Here is a 17209-nt window from a genome sequence, read left to right on the forward strand (position 1 = left end):
GATCCTTCAAAATATACGGACGGATATAGCGGTGGTCAACGAGGCGTCGCCGCGTCGCCATGCGATGAGCCGCATATTGCCTCGCTTATGCAATAGGCGATATGGCGATGATAGGTTCAGCAGTATGGGCGAATCGCAGTTCGAATACGGACAGCACACGCAGCTCATCATCGACTGCGTCCCCGGCAACGGCGGGATGTTTCGCTCGAACCTCGCCCACCGTTCGGCTTATGCGTCGAATCACGATGCCAGGTTGCGCACACGCACGCGTCGATCACGCGCGGCCATTGTCGGCATGGCCGCGCTTCGCCATGCCGAGGACGGCCGCACGCATCACCACCCTTACTGCGACTTCATCAGATCCTGCCCAATTGCGGCGACAACCGCCTGCTCGCAATCCTTGAGACCTGCGACCGACTGATCGAACTGGTCGATCAAGGTGCCGAAACTGCCATAGTGATATTTCGTGTCCGCTACGACGTGGACAGAGTTGCCCCTGATATCCCAGCCGCAGGCGTATGTCTTGAAGTACATGTCCTGCCTGGACTTCGAGTCGAGCAGACGAGCGCGGACAACGACCCACGGAATGAAATCGCTCGATTCCGGCGGGGATACGTAACCAAACGAAGTAATCCACACGCTCAGGATGGCGTCGGCGTCGGTCTTGACATCGGAAAAGTCGTCGGACTTGCCGTCGCTCGAGAGCTTGACGTGCTGATCGTGCAACGAAACAATTTCGTAGCCGTTGCTGGACAGTCGCGTTGTCAGGCTGTCGTTGACGACGGGCGCAAAGGCAATCTTTTCGCTTGTCACACGCTGCGTGTAGGTACTCGTATGATTGGCGTTGATCCCACCTTGCACCAGTCCACCAATCAATCCAAATGCTCCGGCAGCACCGCCGAGGTTGACCACGCTCGCTCCGCGCGGTTCGGGGACATCGAGCATAGCGATCGAATGGAGCTTTTCACGATTGTTGGCGGTGAGATCTGTTTTCGGAAGTGAAGCGCAGCCCGACAGTACTGTTGCTGCAACGATCAAACTCGCGACGGCAGAAGTTGAAAGCGTTTTGTTATCCATGATTTTTTATTTGTGGATTGAGAGTGCGGACGCTATTGACCAGTGTCTTTGGATGGAGGTCACCCTCACGGCACAATTCAGACACGGCCAAGCCTATTTAACGGCGATCTTTGCGTGAACTTTAAGCTTCAAACCGAGATGCATCACGCTCGATTGATGACTATGCGCTATTGCTCGATGGCGGAAAGCAGGTCGGTGACAGTCCGGCGGAAACCTGACTGTTTCTGATAGAGCGAGTTATGCTTTTGGCATTGAGCGCGCGCACGAAGCGATCGTCGCGGTCGGTCGTGGAATGGCGTGCGGCCGATAAAGGCTTTGCTCCTCAGGATGCAAAACCCCTGGTCGTATCGATGCCCGGCTCACGGGTCGAATCGGACCGGCAGCGTGGATCAGTATGAATCTGGCGCTGAAGCGTTCAGCAGCGAGCGGGTGCTATTTCTGTAATAAATACCGCAAGAAGATCGCGTTAACGGCGCGGTAAGTGCCAGCTTCAAGGGAAGCGGCTCGCCCGACACGCAGCAAGGGCAGTGGGAGTCTAAATCGGGAACCAGGCTACAGTTCTTCTTGCTGCGGGATGGTTTTTGACGCCTATTCTGAATGGCCGCATTGAACTCGGGGGCTGATTCGATTCACGCGGGCTCGTGGGCTTAGGCAGTTCTTCCGAATATTCGAGTCGGCCAATGTCTTTCACGTATTCCATGTAACCGCAACGCCGGCGTTCGCGCTTCACCTCAATTCGGTTCCGCACGCTGCCACGTGATATAGGACATCACCGTGTGGCCGCCGGAAGGGAACGGGGAAGCAGTGCGAAGTTGCAGCCTGTCCCCTTCCATCCGCACGACGCGCGGCTGCGTATTGCCAAGCCAGTTCGGAAAGAGCGAGACGAACATCGAATGCGTCAACGATTCGTTGTCCTCGTCAACATCGAAGCGACCGGAGTACGCGATATACGATGTGCCTTCTTCACGATATTCGTCCGGCGTGCCGTCGAACCAGTCGCCGCCCGCAAACGGCTTGCGCTCGCGGCGCATCAGCTGCGCCGACATATAACCGTCCGGGGTGTACATGATAAGGCCCTGCGGTTGCTCGCCCAACGGATAGATCGACGGCGAGCCGTCGGCAGGCCGCTCCTCATAAGACACGAGCTTCCATGCGCCAATCAGACGTTCGCGCAAACCGCCAGCGTGGTGTGTAACGGAACTCATCTTCGTCCTCCTTCAAACTTCGATTTCACCTCACAGCAATGCCTTGCGCATGTGCGCATGGCGCTCAACCGGCCATCACCGCCGCGATTTCGAGTTCGACCAGATAGTCCGGGTGAGCGAGCGCGGTGACGCCGATCAGCGTGCTCGGCGACGGACGTTCGCGATTCCACGGCACCGGGAACGTCTCGTCACGAACGCAGTGCTCGACGAAACCCGGAACGTCGACCGCATACGCACGCCGGAATACGACGTCGTCCCACGTCGCGCCGACAGCCTCCAACTGCACGGTCAATGCATCGAGGACCGCGATGAACTGAGCGCGAATGTCTCCGGCATGAACGGGCTTCGCATGCTTGTCGGCCGGCACCTGCCCCGCAATATAGATCAGCTTCGAAGGCTCGGTGATACTGAGGATGCGGGTGTAGTACGTATGTCTGGAAAGATCTGGCGGATTGATGTATTCCTTCGGCATTCTGGATTCCTCTTAATCTGCGCATCGGCGAAAGCGCCGATCGAACACCCGCTTACGCGGCCGTCACCACGTCGACAACGACCTTCACGTTGGCGCCCTTTTCCACGGCATCGTGCGCTTCCATGGCAGTGTCGAGTGTGAACCGGCGCGGGTCCAGCACAGGGCGAATTTCACCCGTCTCGATTCGTTCGGTCAGCTTGCGCAAAATCGCGCCTTGATGCGCGCGACGCTCGCCGCTTAGCATTGGGTACAGCACGAACTCGCCACTGATATCCGCGCAGCGAAAAGACGACGTCGCAAGATTGTGGGTTTCATACGCGGCGCAGCTCACGACGCGGCCATAGTGGCGAACGGCGCCGAGCGACGCCTCGAGCGTGTCGCCGCCGACGGTGTCGTAGATGACGTCGAAGCCTTTACCGTCTGTATATTGCTGCACGTATTGCTCGACGGTCGTTTTCGTGTAGTCGATGGGCGTGGCGCCCAGCTTCCGCACTAGCTCCTGCTTTGCCTTGCTTGCCGTTGCATAGACCTCGGCGCCAAGTGCATTTGCGAGCTGGACGACAATGTGCCCGACGCCGCCTGCACCGCCCTGAACCAGCACCTTTTGCCTTGTGCCCGGTTGCAGATTTGCTCGGTCTACCAGACCTTCCCATGCGGTGAGCGCGACGAGTGGCAGCGCAGCCGCCTCTCGCATGCTGAGATTGCGAGGTTTTTTCGCGAGCATCGACGCGTCGGCCGTCATGAATTCCGCGAGCGAGCCCGGTAGTCCGCGCACGCCGCCCGCCATGCCATACACTTCGTCACCGACGGCAAGCGTGGTTACGCCTGCTCCGACTTCTGTGACGACGCCGGCAACGTCCGTGCCCAGAATAGCCGGCAAGTCCGGCATCGCAAATGACGCCTCGCCTCGGCGGATCTTTGTGTCGATTGGATTGACGCCGCTTGCGTGGACACGAATTCGTACCTGACCGTGTGCGGGAAGGGGCGACTCGATGTCCGCTGCGCGAAAGCGGCCGTTCTGGTAAGAATCGAGTAAAAGTGCTCGCATGATTGTCTGTCCTGACTCCAGCTTTGAAATGAAGTATTCATTGCGGTCTTCCCGGTTCATTTGCACCGCAGTGCATACGTCTGCAATGAACGCTGTCAGTCTGGACGCGATCGACCGATCAGATAAGATGGTCAATCATGCACGCGTTGCTGAGCCAGATTCACGAATGATCGAAACGAATGATTGAAAATAGTGAGCTATCGGAGCTGGCCGCCTTCGCCGCCGTCGCGACGCATCGCAGCTTCCGGAAAGCGGCGATTGAACGCGGTACGTCCGCCTCCGCTGTAAGTCACGCGATCCGAAACCTCGAAACTCGCGTCGGAGTGCGCCTGCTCCATCGCACCACGCGGAATGTTTCATTGACGGATGCAGGGCAAATGTTATTTGCGAAGCTGAGTCCGGCGCTTTCGGATATCCGCGTGGCCGTCGACGATCTGAACTCCTGGCGCGATACGCCTTTCGGCACGGTCCGGCTCAACGTCCCCAATACCATTGCCCCGTTCGTGTTTGGTGACGCGATTGAAAAACTGTTGAAAGCCAATCCCGGCCTGCGTGTGGAAATCGTGGCGACGGACCGCCGCGTGGACATCGTCGAGGAGGGCTTCGACGCAGGTATCCGTCTTGGCGAACGCCTGTCGCAGGACATGGTTGCCGTACGCATACGCTCGAATCTGCGCTTTGCTGTGGTCGGTTCACCTGCCTACTTCGAGAAACACGGCGTTCCGTCTACGCCTCACGACCTGCATGACCATGCCTGCATCCGCTACGCGTTTCCGAGCGGCACGATCCTTCAATGGGAGTTTCAAGCCAATGGCGAATTCATTCACGTTGAGGTCGATGGACCGTTGACCGTCGACAGTCAGGAACTCATGGTCGATGCCGCTTCACGCGGAATTGGCCTTGCGTATGTATGGGAGCGGCGCGCCGAGTCCTGTTTGCGCGATGGCAGGCTTGTGCGCTGCCTTGAAGACTGGTGCCCGCTTGAAGAGAGCATCTTCCTGTATTACCCCAGTCGAAAGCATCAGCCTGCGGGCTTGCGCGCGGTGATTGATGCATTGAAGGCGTGACGTGCGGTGAGCGTCAGTTGGATTTCGTTCGATGGCCTTGGAGGGTTGGTTGCCGCAAAACGATTCGAGGTAACTCGCTACCGACGCAGGACACCCGCCGCTCCATCAAGCGTCACTCGAAACCACCACACGCACTTCGACCGACGTACCACGCCTCTGCCACCGCACCGTCGCAAGCACCGACGCAAACACCATCAACCCGCCTCCGACCCAACCCCAGACAGACAGGTGTTCCCCAAGCCACGCATACGCGAACAACGCACCAAACGCCGGCTCGCTTCCCATCAGCAACGCGACACGCGTGGGGCTACTGCGCTTGACGGCGAAGTTCTGCGCGAAAAATGCGAACAGCGTGCACGCAGCCACCAGATAAGCGATGCTCATCCAGAAGCTGCCATGCGCAGCTAACGTCGGCAGCGCAGGCCACGGCTGCGACGGGCACACGAGTGCCACGATGATGCTGCCGAACGCGACGGTGCCCGCCTGGACCGCCGTCACCGACAACGGAGCGAGCGTCGAGTCGCGCATCACGCGCCTCGTCACGCACATCATCAGCGCGCGGAGCAGCGCAGCCAGCAGGATGAGCGCGTCGCCAGCAGTCGGAGTGAACACGCCGCCACTCACCAGCATGGCGCCCGCCAACGACAATACGACGGCAATACGCTCGACGCGCGACGGCTTTCTCCGCAGCAACGCCCATTCGACGAGCGGCGTGAGCACCACACACAAACTGATGAGAAACGCTGCATTCGAAGCACGCGTCAGCGATATGCCGAACGTCTCGGCCATCAGGATGCCAAGCAGCAGCGCACCCGTGCCAAGCGTGCCGGCCAGTTCGGACGCCTTCGCCTGCCGCAGCCACACCAACGCGGGCGACAGCACGGCAAACGTTATCCCGAAGCGCAGCGCCAACAGCCCCAGCACGGGATAGAACGCGAGCGCGCCTTTCGCGACCCCATAACTCGTACCCCACACCATCGCGACGGCGAGCAGCATCAGGTCGGAAATCCAGAGCAGGCGTTTTTGTGTCGACATGGCGGACCTTCTGTCTCGATTCGAACAGTCCAGATTGTCGAGTATTGCGCGCGAAACTATAATCGGGTCTCGCGGAACATCTTTTATGTCGCGAATGCACAAATGCGTCGACGTGAGCACGGCTATGAATCCCACTGAGCTTTTTGCGTTGTTACCGGACATGGCGACTTTTGCCCGCGTCGTCGATGCGGGCAACTTCTCGGAGGCGGCGCGCCAGTTGGGCAGCACGCCGTCGACGGTAAGCCGGCAGATCAAGCGCCTTGAAGAGGCGCTGGGCACGCGCTTGCTGGAGCGGTCCACGCGCAGCATCCGGGTCACGGATTCGGGCGCGCAGGTCTACCGCTATTGCCGCGACATGGTGGGCGCGGCATCAGGTGCCGTCGATGTGGCCGGACAAGGGCTTGGCGAGCCGCGCGGCAAGGTCAGCGTCAGCGCGCCGGTTGCCTTCGCCAAGGCCGTCATCCATCCGCTCATCCCGGGTTTTCTGCGTAGCTTGCCGGACGTGGACGTCCAGTTGATCTTCGCCGACCGCGAAGTCGATCCGCTGCGGGACGACGTCGATATGGTGATCCGCTTGACGCGTTCGCCGCCGTTAGGTCTGGCTGCGCGGCGGCTGGGAACCGTGAAATGGCTGCTGTGCGCGTCGCCCGCTTATCTCGAAGCGCACGGGACACCCATCGTGCCACGCGATCTCAGCCGCCACGACTGCCTGTATCTCGGTGAAACGGTCGACGACAACCGATGGCATTTCCGGCGCGGCACCGAGACGCAGTCGCTGGAAGTGAGCGGGCGCTATATCGCCAATCATGCGGGTGCCCGTCTCGAGGCAGCGTTGCAGGATCTGGGCATTGCGGGCTTGCCCGACTTCGCTGCTGCGGAGGCGCTACAGCAAGGCAGCCTCGTTCAGGTGCTCGTCGACTGGGAATTCGAGGCGCGCTCTTACATGGGCCCCGTCTGGCTGTTGTATCCGCCTAACCGCTTTCTTCCGTCGAAGATGCGAGCGCTGATTGATTACCTCGCAAGCCATCTGCATGACGGCGTGGAAGAGTAAGCGGTCTCGCAGCTTGTGAGTTGGCGGTATGTGAAGACCTTCGCGCGATGAAACGAGGCGCCCAATCATTGTCGTTAGTGCAACGTAGAAAGCCGTCATTCCAATAGCCGGTTCACTCCGTCGCCACATTCTCCATTAATTGATTACGACGACACCCATTCATATACTCCACGCACTGCGAGCGACCGACGTGAGTCGACCGCGAATGGAAGTGCGGCGCGTAACTGGCATCCATGCCGTTCACCCATTTCCATCACTGGAGACAAGCGATGAAGAGGACCTTGAGGTACTTCGGCACGTGCGGTCTTTTTGCACTGTTCGCGTTCGTTGCTCTGCGTCCAGCATTCGCTCAGGACAAGCTCGTCGAAGAGGCGAATTCAACCTGGAACTCGCACTTCAACAAAGGCGACGCTCACGGACTCGCCGCGCTTTACGACGAAAAGGCGATCGTGTCGCCGGGTAATGGCAAGACCGTGCAGGGGCGCGAGGAAATAGAAAAGCTCTTCAAGAGTTACTTCGATGCGGGCGTTCACGACCATACGATCGACGTCGTGCACGCGAGCCGGGCCGGCAACGTGATGTACGAAACGGCCAACTGGACCGCTGTGCTGGAGAAGGACGGCAAAAAGACGCAATTCAAGGGCGTACTGCTGAAGGTGATGACCAAGAGCGCGGACGGAAAATGGCACACGACTGCGCACACATGGAACGCTGAAGAGAACAAGTGAGAGGCATCTGCCAGACGGAAACATTTACTCGGGCGAGTGTGCGAATTCAACGAGTACAACGCACCAACTGTCGTCAGTGAACTCTGGAGCGCATTAGAGATTATCCTTGCAAACAGGCAAGGGAAATCATCTCTACGGCAACGCACTCGACGGAGATCTGACGATGTCAGCGATGACAAAGATTCGGGGATTCATTGTCGCACTGGCGCTCATTGGCTCGGCGGCGCACGCACAGACCGCCGACTTCTGGGGAACGCGTCTCCCCGATCAGCCGACGCAGTTCATCTTCGGCTACGGCTCGCTGATCAACACGCCTTCGCGCAACGACACAGCTGGCAAACCGGTTGCGGCCATTCCGGTGCGCGTCTCGGCGGCCTTCGGCTATGTGCGCAGCTGGAGCGACCGCGCGCGCACCGGCTTCACGGCGCTCGGCCTGCGGCGTCCGTTCGAAGGCGAGGCGCCGATGACGATCAACGGCGTGATCTATCCCGTCGTCGGCAACGACATGTCCGCATTCGACGAGCGCGAGAAGGGATACGTGCGCGTCGAAGTGCCGCGCGCGCTCATCGAGCCCGTGTCGTGGCAACCTTTGCCGGCGCAGGGAACCGTCTGGGTCTATGTGCCGAAAGCCGAAGGCAAGGCACCGGGCGAAGGACTTCCGGTTCCGGATGCCAGGTTTCCGCTGGTCGAGTCGTATGTCGATGTCGTGATCGAGGGCGGGCTCGAGTACGGGCCGGAATTCGCGCGCGAGATCATCGAGACGACCCGGGACTGGAGTCCATACTGGCTCAATGACCGTACGCTTGCACGCCGGCCCTGGGTGTTCGACAAGCAGTTCGCAAAGGTCGATGCGTTGCTCGCGCAGTCGGCGCCCTGTTTCGCGCAGCGAGCGTTCTCGGAGGACTATGCCGCGGCGAGCGCCGCCATCGCCAGACGCAAAGGCGATGCGTGCCTTCGTGAGGCGCACGGTCGCTAGGCAGGGTGCTTCGGACTCAAGGCTATCGCGAACAATTTGACCTTAACGACACCGACCTTTCGAGCTTTATAAAAAGGCCACAAGCTGTGAATAAAACCCCTTGTTTCCTAAGCTATCTGCACTATCAATAGAGTTACGGCGCGATTACGCGAACCCATGAAAACCATGACAACAACCTGATGATGCAGTCATGCCGGTTGCGTCCAATCATGAAGTCAAGATAACGGCGCCGCACACCCGTTGAATTTTCTCGCATTGCACTGTCGTCGATACGACGGGTGAGGGCAATTTTTGCCTGAATTTTTTGTGTAATTTCAACGACCGCTCACGGTCGGTCAACCGTCGATCTGCTTTAAATGTCTTGCCGTATCGAGTCAATAATTAGTTAGTCATACCGAGGAATGGCCATGAACTATATTTTCGCATCCGGTCTTGGGCTATTGATGGCGGCGCAGGTCGCCATCGCACCGCAAGCATTGGCCGACGACGCACGCACAGGTCGCTTTTCCGACGTGCTTGCGGTAACCGATCCTGCTGCCTCTGCCAACGACGTACGGTTCTATGACTCACGAACCGGCGAGTATCTTCCAGACCGATCAATCAAGCCGGGCAGCGGAGGGCTGCGTGGCCCGACGGGCATTATCTTCGACCAGCGCTGGAACGAAGTGCTCGTGTCGAATCAGAATATCGGCCAGCCCTTCAACGGCGAGATTTTTCGCTATGACGCCAGCGACGGTCATTTCATCGCGCCGCTGATCTCGCGTGACGATGAGCACGGACCCTATGCGCCGCGTGGCATCGTGCTGGTCGACATGGGCAGAGCAGGTCGCATGCTGTTCATCGCCGATCTCGGCGACACGCCTGGACCGTCGGGCGCGCTCCTCGCGTTCAGGATCGATGGACACAAGGCGAAGTTCCGGAAGAATCTCGACCCGAATATCGATCATCCGGGCACGACCGGTCCGCAGTTTCATCCGCGTGGCATCGTGCTCGGACCGGATGGTCTGCTGTACGTGACGCTGCGCAACTTGCCGGAACCGTGTGGCGGCGGCGTCGTGCGGTTCGATCCGCGACGCCTCGCTTTCGTGGACGTGCTGATATCCAATTCGATCGATTGCAGCAAGAACGCGAACGATCTGCAACGGCCAGAAGGTCTCGCATTCGGGCGCAATGGCGATCTCTATGTGACGAGCCTTCGCCAGGATCCCGTGAAATACGAGGGATGGGATTCAGACAAGATCCTGATCATCCCGCATGCAACGCACAGGGACGGCCATCGTTGGTATGCATTCGACCGTGAGCATTTCGAGCGCATCGACCTGGACCGGCACCTCCCGCGAGCCATCGCGCTATCGCTCGTATTCGGGCCGGACGGGGCGCTTTACGTGCCGGTGACGAACGACCCTGATCCCGGCAATGCGCCGCAGTACGGCGAGGTGCGCCGCTACAACCTGTTCACGCTGGGTTATTCGACCCTCGTCGATCCGGGCACGGGCCTCGTGAACCCCTTCTATCTCAGCTTCGGGCGCACCGATCCGGCGACGCTTGATTACGGCCAACATTGATTGCGCTGACGCCAAGGGTGATGCCTGCTTGTGGCGTCACCCGTTGCCCCTATCACGATACCGCTCAAGGCAAATCGTTCATGCAGGCATCCTTGCGCGTCAGGCTATGTGAAGCGGCGTCATCCAGCTTACCCGCCATGTACTTCGCGACGCGCCATCCGAACACGATTGCCGGGCCCAACGTCGTGCCGGGTCCGGGATACGTGCCACGAAAGATCGAAGCGAGATCGTTGCCGCACGCGAAGAGTCCAGGTATCACGTTGCCGTTCACATCGAGCAGTTCGCCGTTCGCATTGCCGCTGAGTCCCGCACTGCACGCGAGGTCGGCTGGCCACACGGTCACGGCGTAATACGGACCTTTACCCAACGGGCGGATGCATGGATTGGGCTTCTGCGCCGCGTCGCCATTGAACCGGCTCATCGGGCTGGAACCGCGGCCGAACGCAGGATCGTTGCCCAACGCGGCATCGCGGTTGTAGGTCTCGACGGTGCGCGCAAGCCCCGCCGCGTCTACGTTCAACTTCGCCGCCAACGCGGCCAGCGTATCGCCTTTGATCAGATACCCGGCACGCTCGAACGCTGCAACGCGCGCGCGGCTTCGTCCCGGCATCAGCAGGCCCAGACCATAGTCGCGGATAAAGTCAGCATCGACGATCAGATGCGCTGGTACGCTTGGACCATGCCCGTCGTCGCGCAACATGCCCATCACGAAGTCGTGATAGGAACCGGATTCGTTGACGAACCGCTCGCCCCGGCTGTTCACCGCGATGAGCCCCGGCTTCGCGCGATCCAGGATGATGTGCGGCCACACGCTATCGTCGCCGCCGGGCGAACGGCGGATCGAGCAGGGCATCCAGAGCCCGGGGCTGTCGCCGCCGTTTTCGAGTCGCGCGTCGACGGCGAGTGCGCTGCCGACACCGTCGCCCGTGTGGGTGTCGGGCGACAGCGACAGCGGTTGAGCGGCAGCCGGAAACAGCTGTTTGCGCAACGCGGGATGCCGGGTGACGCCACCCGTGGCGAGCACGACGCCGCGACGCGCACCAATGCGCCGCTGCTTGCCGTCACGCGATCCGACCACGGCGCCCGTCACGCGACCTTGTTCGCGAACCAGTTCGACGAGCGGTGTTTCGAAGCGCACGGCCACGCCGCGCTTGCGCAGGCTGTAGAAAAGGCGGGCGGCGAGCGCGTTGCCCATCACGAGCTGCGTGCCGCGCGGAAAACGCATGCGGTCGATTACATAACGGCCGACCACTTCGACGGTGCGCCTGAAATTGCTGAACGATCCGAACGGACTGAGCAGCGCGCCGAGGTCGCTGCGATTGACCATCATCCCGCCCAGACCCATGAACTCCTTGCGCGGCGGTCGTACGCGCGCGAAATCCTTGTCCAGCACGCGCGCGTCGAACGGCAGTGGCGCGAGCGCGCGGCCGCCGAATGCCGCGCCGGGCCCCGTCACATAGTCCGGATGCGCGGCCGCTGCGACGAACTTCACGTCGCTGATGCGCTGCAATTCATCGATGGCGAGCGGACCGCTTTGCAGGAAGGCTTCGCGCGCTTCGTCGCCGCCGCGTTCGCCGACTACCGATTGCAGAAAGCGGCGCGCGTCGTCGACGCTGTCGGGCACGCCCGCATCGACGCTCAATTGCGTGCCCGGCACCCAGGTCGTGCCGCCCGACGTCGACGTGATGCCGCCGACCGCGTCGGTCTTTTCGCACAGGAGCACGTCGAGGCCCTCATGATGCGCGATCAACGCGGCCGTCATGCCTGCCGCGCCCGCGCCGAACACGAGCACGTCGACTTCTTCGTCCCAATGGATACTGCCGCCTGAATTCATGTCCAATGTCTCCTTCGTTGCCTTGTCGGGTTGGTTGTGTCCGTCAGACGAACCGACGTCAATAAGTCGCGCGTCCGCCTGACAGATCGAAGGTCGCGCCCGTCGAAAACGAGCACTCACCCGATGCCAGCCACGCCGCCAGGCTCGCGACTTCGTCGGCTGTTCCCGCGCGCTGCATCGGAATCTTTGCAAGACTCGCGGCGAGCGCGTCGGGGGTCATCTGTTGCAGCAACGGTGTCTCGATCACAGCGGGCGCGATGCAGTTCACGCGCACCGGCGTCAGCGCCAGTTCCTTGCCCATCGACTTCGTGAACGCGATCACGCCGGCTTTGGCTGCCGAATACGCGGACATCGACGGGTTGCCTTCCTTGCCCGCAATCGACGCGAGATTGACGATGCGGCCAAAGCCCGCATCGAGCATGGGTTTGACGGCGGCGCGCGAGCACAGGAACACGCTGCGAAGGTTGACGTCGATGCAGCGCTGCCATGCGTCGAGCGCGCTGTCGGCGACAGTCGCGATCGGGCCGGTCGTGCCCGCGCTGTTGATCAGCACATGCAGCGCGCCGAAGCGTTCGAGCGTCGTGTCGAGCGCGGCCGCAACGGAGGCTTCGTTCGTCACGTCCACGTGCACGCCGATGGCTGCGTCGTCCTTGCCGTTGGAAAGCTTATCGGCGGCATCGTGTGCGGCGCTTGCATCGAGATCCCACAGCGCGACGCGCATCCCGTCGCGTTGCAGGCGCGCCGCAATCGCTCGGCCGATCCCGCCCGCGCCGCCCGTGACGACGGCGACCCGCTGCGCCGCGTTCATGCGTTGGCGTCGAGCAGAAACTCGACCATGCGATCGCACACGCGCGCGAACATCTGCGTGCCCGTCACGGTCGTGCAACCGCGTGCGCGTGCCGCTTCGATGAACGGCGTGAGCGGCGGCTTCGTGACGACGTCTCCGACAAAGGTGGAGGCGGGCAGGCGCGATACGTCGATGGGCAGCGGATCGTCGGTGCGCATGCCCATTGGCGATGCGTTGACGACGACGTCGAACGAACCGGCTTCGACGTCGGCTGCCGCCACGTGCACGGCGCCGCGTTGCATCGCGGCGAGCCGGGTCACGAGCGATTGAGTGCGCGCCGTATCGTTGTCACGCACATCGAGAGAAGCAACGCCCGCGCTGACGAGCGCATGGCCGATGGCCGAGCCCGCGCCGCCTGCGCCGATCAGCAGCGCGTGTTTGCCATGCAGATCGCAGCCCGCATCTTCCAGCGCCGCGACGAAGCCGGTGCCGTCGAACATACCGCCATGCCAGCCGCCATCGGCCGTGCGCCGCAGCGTGTTCACCGCGCCGAGAAACGCGGCCTCATCCGACAGACTCGAGCAGAAGGCGGTCGCGCTGAACTTGTGCGGCACGGTGATGATCACGCCGTCGACATTCCGCATTGGCGCGACACCCGCGAAGAATGCCGCGAGGTCGTCCGGCGCGACATGCGCGGGCACCACGAGCGCGTCGCGTCCTGCTTCGCGCATTGCCGCCGTCACGCCTTTGGGCGAGCGCACCTGTGCAATGGGATCGCCGACAATGAAATACACGCGCGTCGCGCCGCTGAGTCCCTCGTCGAGCGATACGGCGACTTCGGTTGCAGTCGATTGGGTCATGCTGTTTTCACCTCCAGAGTGGAACGGGCATCGTCATGCACGATGCCGAGCAGTTTGGCCTGCGTCGCGCTGTCCTGAGCGAGCGCGTCAGCCGTGTTTTCATAGGCGACGCGGCCGTTGACCAGTACATAGACGCGGTCGGCGATGGGCAACACCATATCCGCCTGATGTTCGACGATAACGACGCTCGCGCGTTCGCGCAGCTTGACGACGGCGTCGAGCACTTCCTGCACGACGGCAGGCGCAAGACCTTCAAACGGCTCGTCGAGCAGGATCGCTTTGGCGGGCGCCATCAACGCGCGCGCGATGGCCACCATCTGCCGCTCGCCGCCCGAAAGATGTTCGGCGCGCACGTCCTTGCGATTCGCGAGCCGAGGGAACAGCGCGTAAATCTCGTCGACGCTCGCGCCGCCCTTGCGCGCAGCGAGCCGCAAGTTCTCGTAGACGGTCAGATTCGGAAACAGGCGGCGGCCTTCGGGCACCATCGCGAGACCGAGCCGGTTGATCTCGTGCATGGGTCGCGTCGTGATGTCGTGTCCGTCGAACATGATGTTGCCCGCGCTGATCTGCGCGACGCCCGTCGCCGCGCGCAACGCGGTCGTCTTGCCGACGCCGTTGCGTCCGAGAATTGCGATGACTTCCCCTTCGTGCAGCGTGAAATCGATGCCGTCGAGGATCGTGTTGCCCGCGTAGCCCGCCTTCACGTTGCGCAGTTGCAGAAGCACATTCCTGCTCGCCGGCGTGTCGCGCCGGTGCGTGACGCGTTGGGCGAGACGGGCATCGACGGGGCGCTGGCCCTTTGCGTGACCCATGTATGCCTCGATCACTTCAGGATGCGCTGCGACGTCGGCGGGCGAGCCGTCGGCGATCAGATGGCCGCGATGCAGCACGCTGACGCGGTCGGAGATCGTCAGCACACGGTCGATGTCATGCTCGATCAACAGCACCGCGTGATGGTTCGCGAGTTCCCGAACGATGCGCGCGACGTTGGCGCGATCCGCTTCGGCCAGGCCCGCGAGCGGTTCGTCGAGCAGCAGCAGACGGGCCTGCGTCGCGAGCGACAACGCGATTTCGAGCAGCCGCTGTTCGCCGTGCGAAAGGCTTTCGCACGAATCCGCCGCGCGCTCGACCAGGCCGACAGCCGAAAGCAGTGACCACGTTTGCGCGTTCTGCTTGTCAATAGTATGCGCGTCGTGCCACAAGCCGAGCCGTTCACGCTGCGCGGCCTGCACGGCGACGCGCACGTTCTCGAACACGGTGAGGTTGCGAAACACGCTGAGAATCTGGAACGAGCGGCTCATGCCGAGCCGCACGCGGCGGAACATCGCGAGCCGCGTGACATCCTTGCCGTCGAACGTGATCGTGCCCGACGATGGCGGCAGCACGCCCGTCAGCATGTTGAAGAAGGTCGTCTTGCCCGCTCCATTTGGTCCGATGAAGCTGTGCAGTCGATACGGATAGACGTCGAGGTCGATCTTGTCGGCTGTCACGAGCGAACCGAATTGTTTCGACAGCCCGCGTACGCTGAGAATCGGCGCATCCGGATTCATATCGATGCGGCTCGCGCGATACGGCGCGATCACTTCGGGGCGCGCGGGAATGGTGTCGCGCACGAGCGTCCAGCGCGGCCGGCGCAGCAGGCGTTGCGCAAGACCCTGAATGCCTTCGGGCGAGAAGAACGCGAACGCAATGATGATCGGGGCGAACATCAGCCACCAGTGTTCGGTGAGGCTGCTCAACTTGTCTTCGAGCAGGATGAACGCAATCGCACCCCACAACGGCCCGAGAAACTGGTGCACGCCGCCCAGGACGGTCATCAGCAGACTGTCGCCTGCATGCTCCCAACTGAGGTTGTTCGCATACGCGCCTTGCAGCATCAGGCACAGCAACCCGCCCGCGTAACCGATCACCGCCGCGGAGATCACGAACGCATACAGCTTCAGGCGGTACGTGTCGTAGCCGAGGCTCGCGGCACGCTGCTCGTTGTCGCGCAGCGCCTGCAACGCGCGCCCGAATGGCGCATGGACGAGACGCCACAGGCCATAGGCGACGGCGATTACCGTGACGCAGGCGAACACATGAAAGCCCGTGGTCGTCGCGAAGGTTGGGCGCGGCACGTTTTGCAGGCCGTTCTCGCCGCCCGTCACGTCGGTCCACTTGAAGGCGATTTCGAAGGCGATCTGCGAGCAGGCGAGCGTGAGCAGCGAGAAATACAGCCCGCGCCGCTTGAGCACGATCGCGCCGATCAACGCGGCCATCGCGGCCGTGACTATCACGCTCGCGGCCAGCGCAACGATTTCGTTGCCGATCAGGCGTTGCAGCGAGATCGCGACCAGATACGTCGATGTGCCGAAGAACACCGAGGCGCCGAACGGCACGAGGCCCGTATAAGCGACCAGAAGATTAACGCCCATCCCGTAGAGCGTGTAGATGGCGATCTGCGTCGCGCGTTCCAGCGGCGTGCCGCTCGCGGTCAGCGCGATCGACACGACGATGAGGCACATGGTGAGCAGCGCAACGGGGTGCCGGGTCAACAGTTTGATATTCATTCGAAGCGCTCCCAGCGTTCGCCGAACAACCCGCGCGGACGCACGAGCAACACGAGTGCCATCAGGACATACATCGCTACCGACGACCCTTCCGGAAAGAACTGCACGGCGAGCGCCGTCACCACGCCGACCAGCAGGCCCGCGACGACCGCGCCCGCAAACGAGCCCAGACCGCCGATCGTCACGATCACGAAGGCGGGCATCACGGCTGCCGTCGCCATGCTGGGCGTGACGGTGAGCAGCGGCGCGGCGAGCACGCCCGCGGCGCCCGCGAGCAATGCGCCGAGACCGAACGCGCCCGTCAGCACGCGCGGCAGATTGATGCCGAGCAGGCCCACCATCTCGGGGTCGCGGCTACCCGCGCGCAAGATGCGCCCATAGGGCGTGAACTTCATGAACCACCACAGCGCGAGCAGAATCGCGACCGTCGCGGCGAGCACGAACAGACGATACTTCGTGATGAGCAGCGGCCCATAGACGAGAAAGCCGCTGAGCGCCGCAGGCGGGCTGAACGGCAGGCCGCCCGCGCCCCACACCAGACGGATCAGCGCCGTCAGCAACAGCGACAGGGCGAACGTCACGATCAGGCCGAGCAAAGGCTCCTTGCCGTAAAGCCGCCGGATGAAAATCACTTCGATCAGCATGCCCGCGAGCGCGACGAGGACGGGCGCGACGATCACCGCGGCCCAGCCGAACTGCGTCGACAGCGCGATCGCGAAGTACGCGCCAAGCGCGAACAGCGCGCCATGCGCGAAGTTGACGATGCCAAGCAGCCCGCAGATGATCGACAGACCGATCGCGAGCAACACGTAGAGAAAGCCCAGCACCAACCCATTGGCGATCTGGGACAACACCATTTCTGCCATGCCTGTACTCCAGCTGAATGCAGATAACCGCAGGACATTGCGGAACGGATGGAGCCGCTGCATGAGGTTCACGCAACGGCCCGCCGATG

15 protein-coding genes and 1 pseudogene are annotated in these 17209 nt (G+C 61.9%); 6 read left to right on the forward strand and 10 right to left on the reverse strand.

Going from position 1 to position 17209, the window contains the following annotated elements; all coding sequences use genetic code 11:
• Positions 1-124: 124 nt before the first annotated feature.
• Positions 125-202 (forward strand): annotated as a pseudogene (locus PPGU16_RS42740) (DUF779 domain-containing protein); the annotation flags it as partial.
• Positions 203-342: 140 nt separating this feature from the next.
• Here PPGU16_RS42740 and PPGU16_RS29710 read toward each other — a convergent pair.
• From PPGU16_RS29710 to PPGU16_RS29725, 4 genes are all read right to left on the reverse strand, one after another.
• A complete protein-coding gene (locus PPGU16_RS29710) occupies positions 343-1077 on the reverse strand; it encodes a hypothetical protein (RefSeq protein WP_243460722.1) in 735 nt (244 codons plus the stop codon).
• A gap of 731 nt (positions 1078-1808) precedes the next feature.
• On the reverse strand, positions 1809-2282 hold the full coding sequence (locus tag PPGU16_RS29715) for a lipocalin-like domain-containing protein (RefSeq protein ID WP_180726322.1): 474 nt from the start codon (positions 2280-2282) through the stop codon (positions 1809-1811).
• Positions 2283-2346: 64 nt separating this feature from the next.
• A complete protein-coding gene (locus tag PPGU16_RS29720) occupies positions 2347-2754 on the reverse strand; it encodes a RidA family protein (RefSeq protein ID WP_180726323.1) in 408 nt (135 codons plus the stop codon).
• Positions 2755-2806: 52 nt separating this feature from the next.
• Positions 2807-3802 carry a zinc-dependent alcohol dehydrogenase family protein gene (locus PPGU16_RS29725; RefSeq protein ID WP_180726324.1) on the reverse strand — a complete coding sequence of 332 codons (996 nt, stop codon included), beginning with the start codon at positions 3800-3802 and terminating at the stop codon, positions 2807-2809.
• A gap of 182 nt (positions 3803-3984) precedes the next feature.
• On the opposite strand from PPGU16_RS29725, the gene PPGU16_RS29730 reads away from it, so the two are divergent.
• On the forward strand, positions 3985-4869 hold the full coding sequence (locus tag PPGU16_RS29730; RefSeq protein ID WP_180727098.1) for a LysR family transcriptional regulator: 885 nt from the start codon (positions 3985-3987) through the stop codon (positions 4867-4869).
• A gap of 105 nt (positions 4870-4974) precedes the next feature.
• Here PPGU16_RS29730 and PPGU16_RS29735 read toward each other — a convergent pair whose 3' ends face one another.
• Positions 4975-5904 (reverse strand): DMT family transporter, encoded by a 930-nt coding sequence (locus PPGU16_RS29735; protein WP_180726325.1) that lies wholly within the window; start codon positions 5902-5904, stop codon positions 4975-4977.
• Between the two features lie 124 nt (positions 5905-6028).
• On the opposite strand from PPGU16_RS29735, the gene PPGU16_RS29740 reads away from it, so the two are divergent.
• From PPGU16_RS29740 to PPGU16_RS29755, 4 genes are all read left to right on the forward strand, one after another.
• The gene (locus PPGU16_RS29740) at positions 6029-6955 is read left to right on the forward strand and encodes a LysR family transcriptional regulator (RefSeq protein WP_180726326.1); all 927 of its coding nucleotides are present in this window, start codon (positions 6029-6031) and stop codon (positions 6953-6955) included.
• Between the two features lie 269 nt (positions 6956-7224).
• Positions 7225-7683, forward strand: a complete 459-nt coding sequence (locus PPGU16_RS29745) for a YybH family protein (RefSeq protein ID WP_180726327.1) — start codon at positions 7225-7227, stop codon at positions 7681-7683.
• 163 nt (positions 7684-7846) lie between these two features.
• A complete protein-coding gene (locus PPGU16_RS29750; protein ID WP_180726328.1) occupies positions 7847-8659 on the forward strand; it encodes a gamma-glutamylcyclotransferase family protein in 813 nt (270 codons plus the stop codon).
• Positions 8660-9066: 407 nt separating this feature from the next.
• Positions 9067-10224 (forward strand): NHL repeat-containing protein, encoded by a 1158-nt coding sequence (locus PPGU16_RS29755; RefSeq protein ID WP_180726329.1) that lies wholly within the window; start codon positions 9067-9069, stop codon positions 10222-10224.
• 64 nt (positions 10225-10288) lie between these two features.
• On the opposite strand, the gene PPGU16_RS29760 is transcribed toward PPGU16_RS29755, so the two are convergent.
• Genes PPGU16_RS29760 through PPGU16_RS29780 form a run of 5 tightly spaced genes read right to left on the reverse strand, consistent with a single transcriptional unit; the run spans position 10289 to position 17120 of the window.
• Positions 10289-12058 (reverse strand): FAD-binding protein, encoded by a 1770-nt coding sequence (locus PPGU16_RS29760; protein ID WP_180726330.1) that lies wholly within the window; start codon positions 12056-12058, stop codon positions 10289-10291.
• Positions 12059-12116: 58 nt separating this feature from the next.
• On the reverse strand, positions 12117-12866 hold the full coding sequence (locus tag PPGU16_RS29765) for an SDR family oxidoreductase (protein WP_180726331.1): 750 nt from the start codon (positions 12864-12866) through the stop codon (positions 12117-12119).
• A complete protein-coding gene (locus tag PPGU16_RS29770) occupies positions 12863-13705 on the reverse strand; it encodes a shikimate dehydrogenase family protein (protein WP_180726332.1) in 843 nt (280 codons plus the stop codon). The genes PPGU16_RS29765 and PPGU16_RS29770 overlap by 4 nt, the downstream gene beginning before the upstream one ends.
• Positions 13702-16254, reverse strand: a complete 2553-nt coding sequence (locus tag PPGU16_RS29775) for a branched-chain amino acid ABC transporter ATP-binding protein/permease (protein WP_180726333.1) — start codon at positions 16252-16254, stop codon at positions 13702-13704. The genes PPGU16_RS29770 and PPGU16_RS29775 overlap by 4 nt, the downstream gene beginning before the upstream one ends.
• Positions 16251-17120: a branched-chain amino acid ABC transporter permease gene (locus PPGU16_RS29780; protein WP_007584162.1), complete on the reverse strand. Its 870-nt coding sequence runs from the start codon at positions 17118-17120 to the stop codon at positions 16251-16253. Before PPGU16_RS29780 ends, PPGU16_RS29775 begins: the two co-directional genes overlap by 4 nt.
• Positions 17121-17209 lie beyond the last annotated feature (89 nt).

It is taken from the genome of Paraburkholderia largidicola (genome assembly GCF_013426895.1).
GTDB classification, from domain to species: domain Bacteria; phylum Pseudomonadota; class Gammaproteobacteria; order Burkholderiales; family Burkholderiaceae; genus Paraburkholderia; species Paraburkholderia largidicola.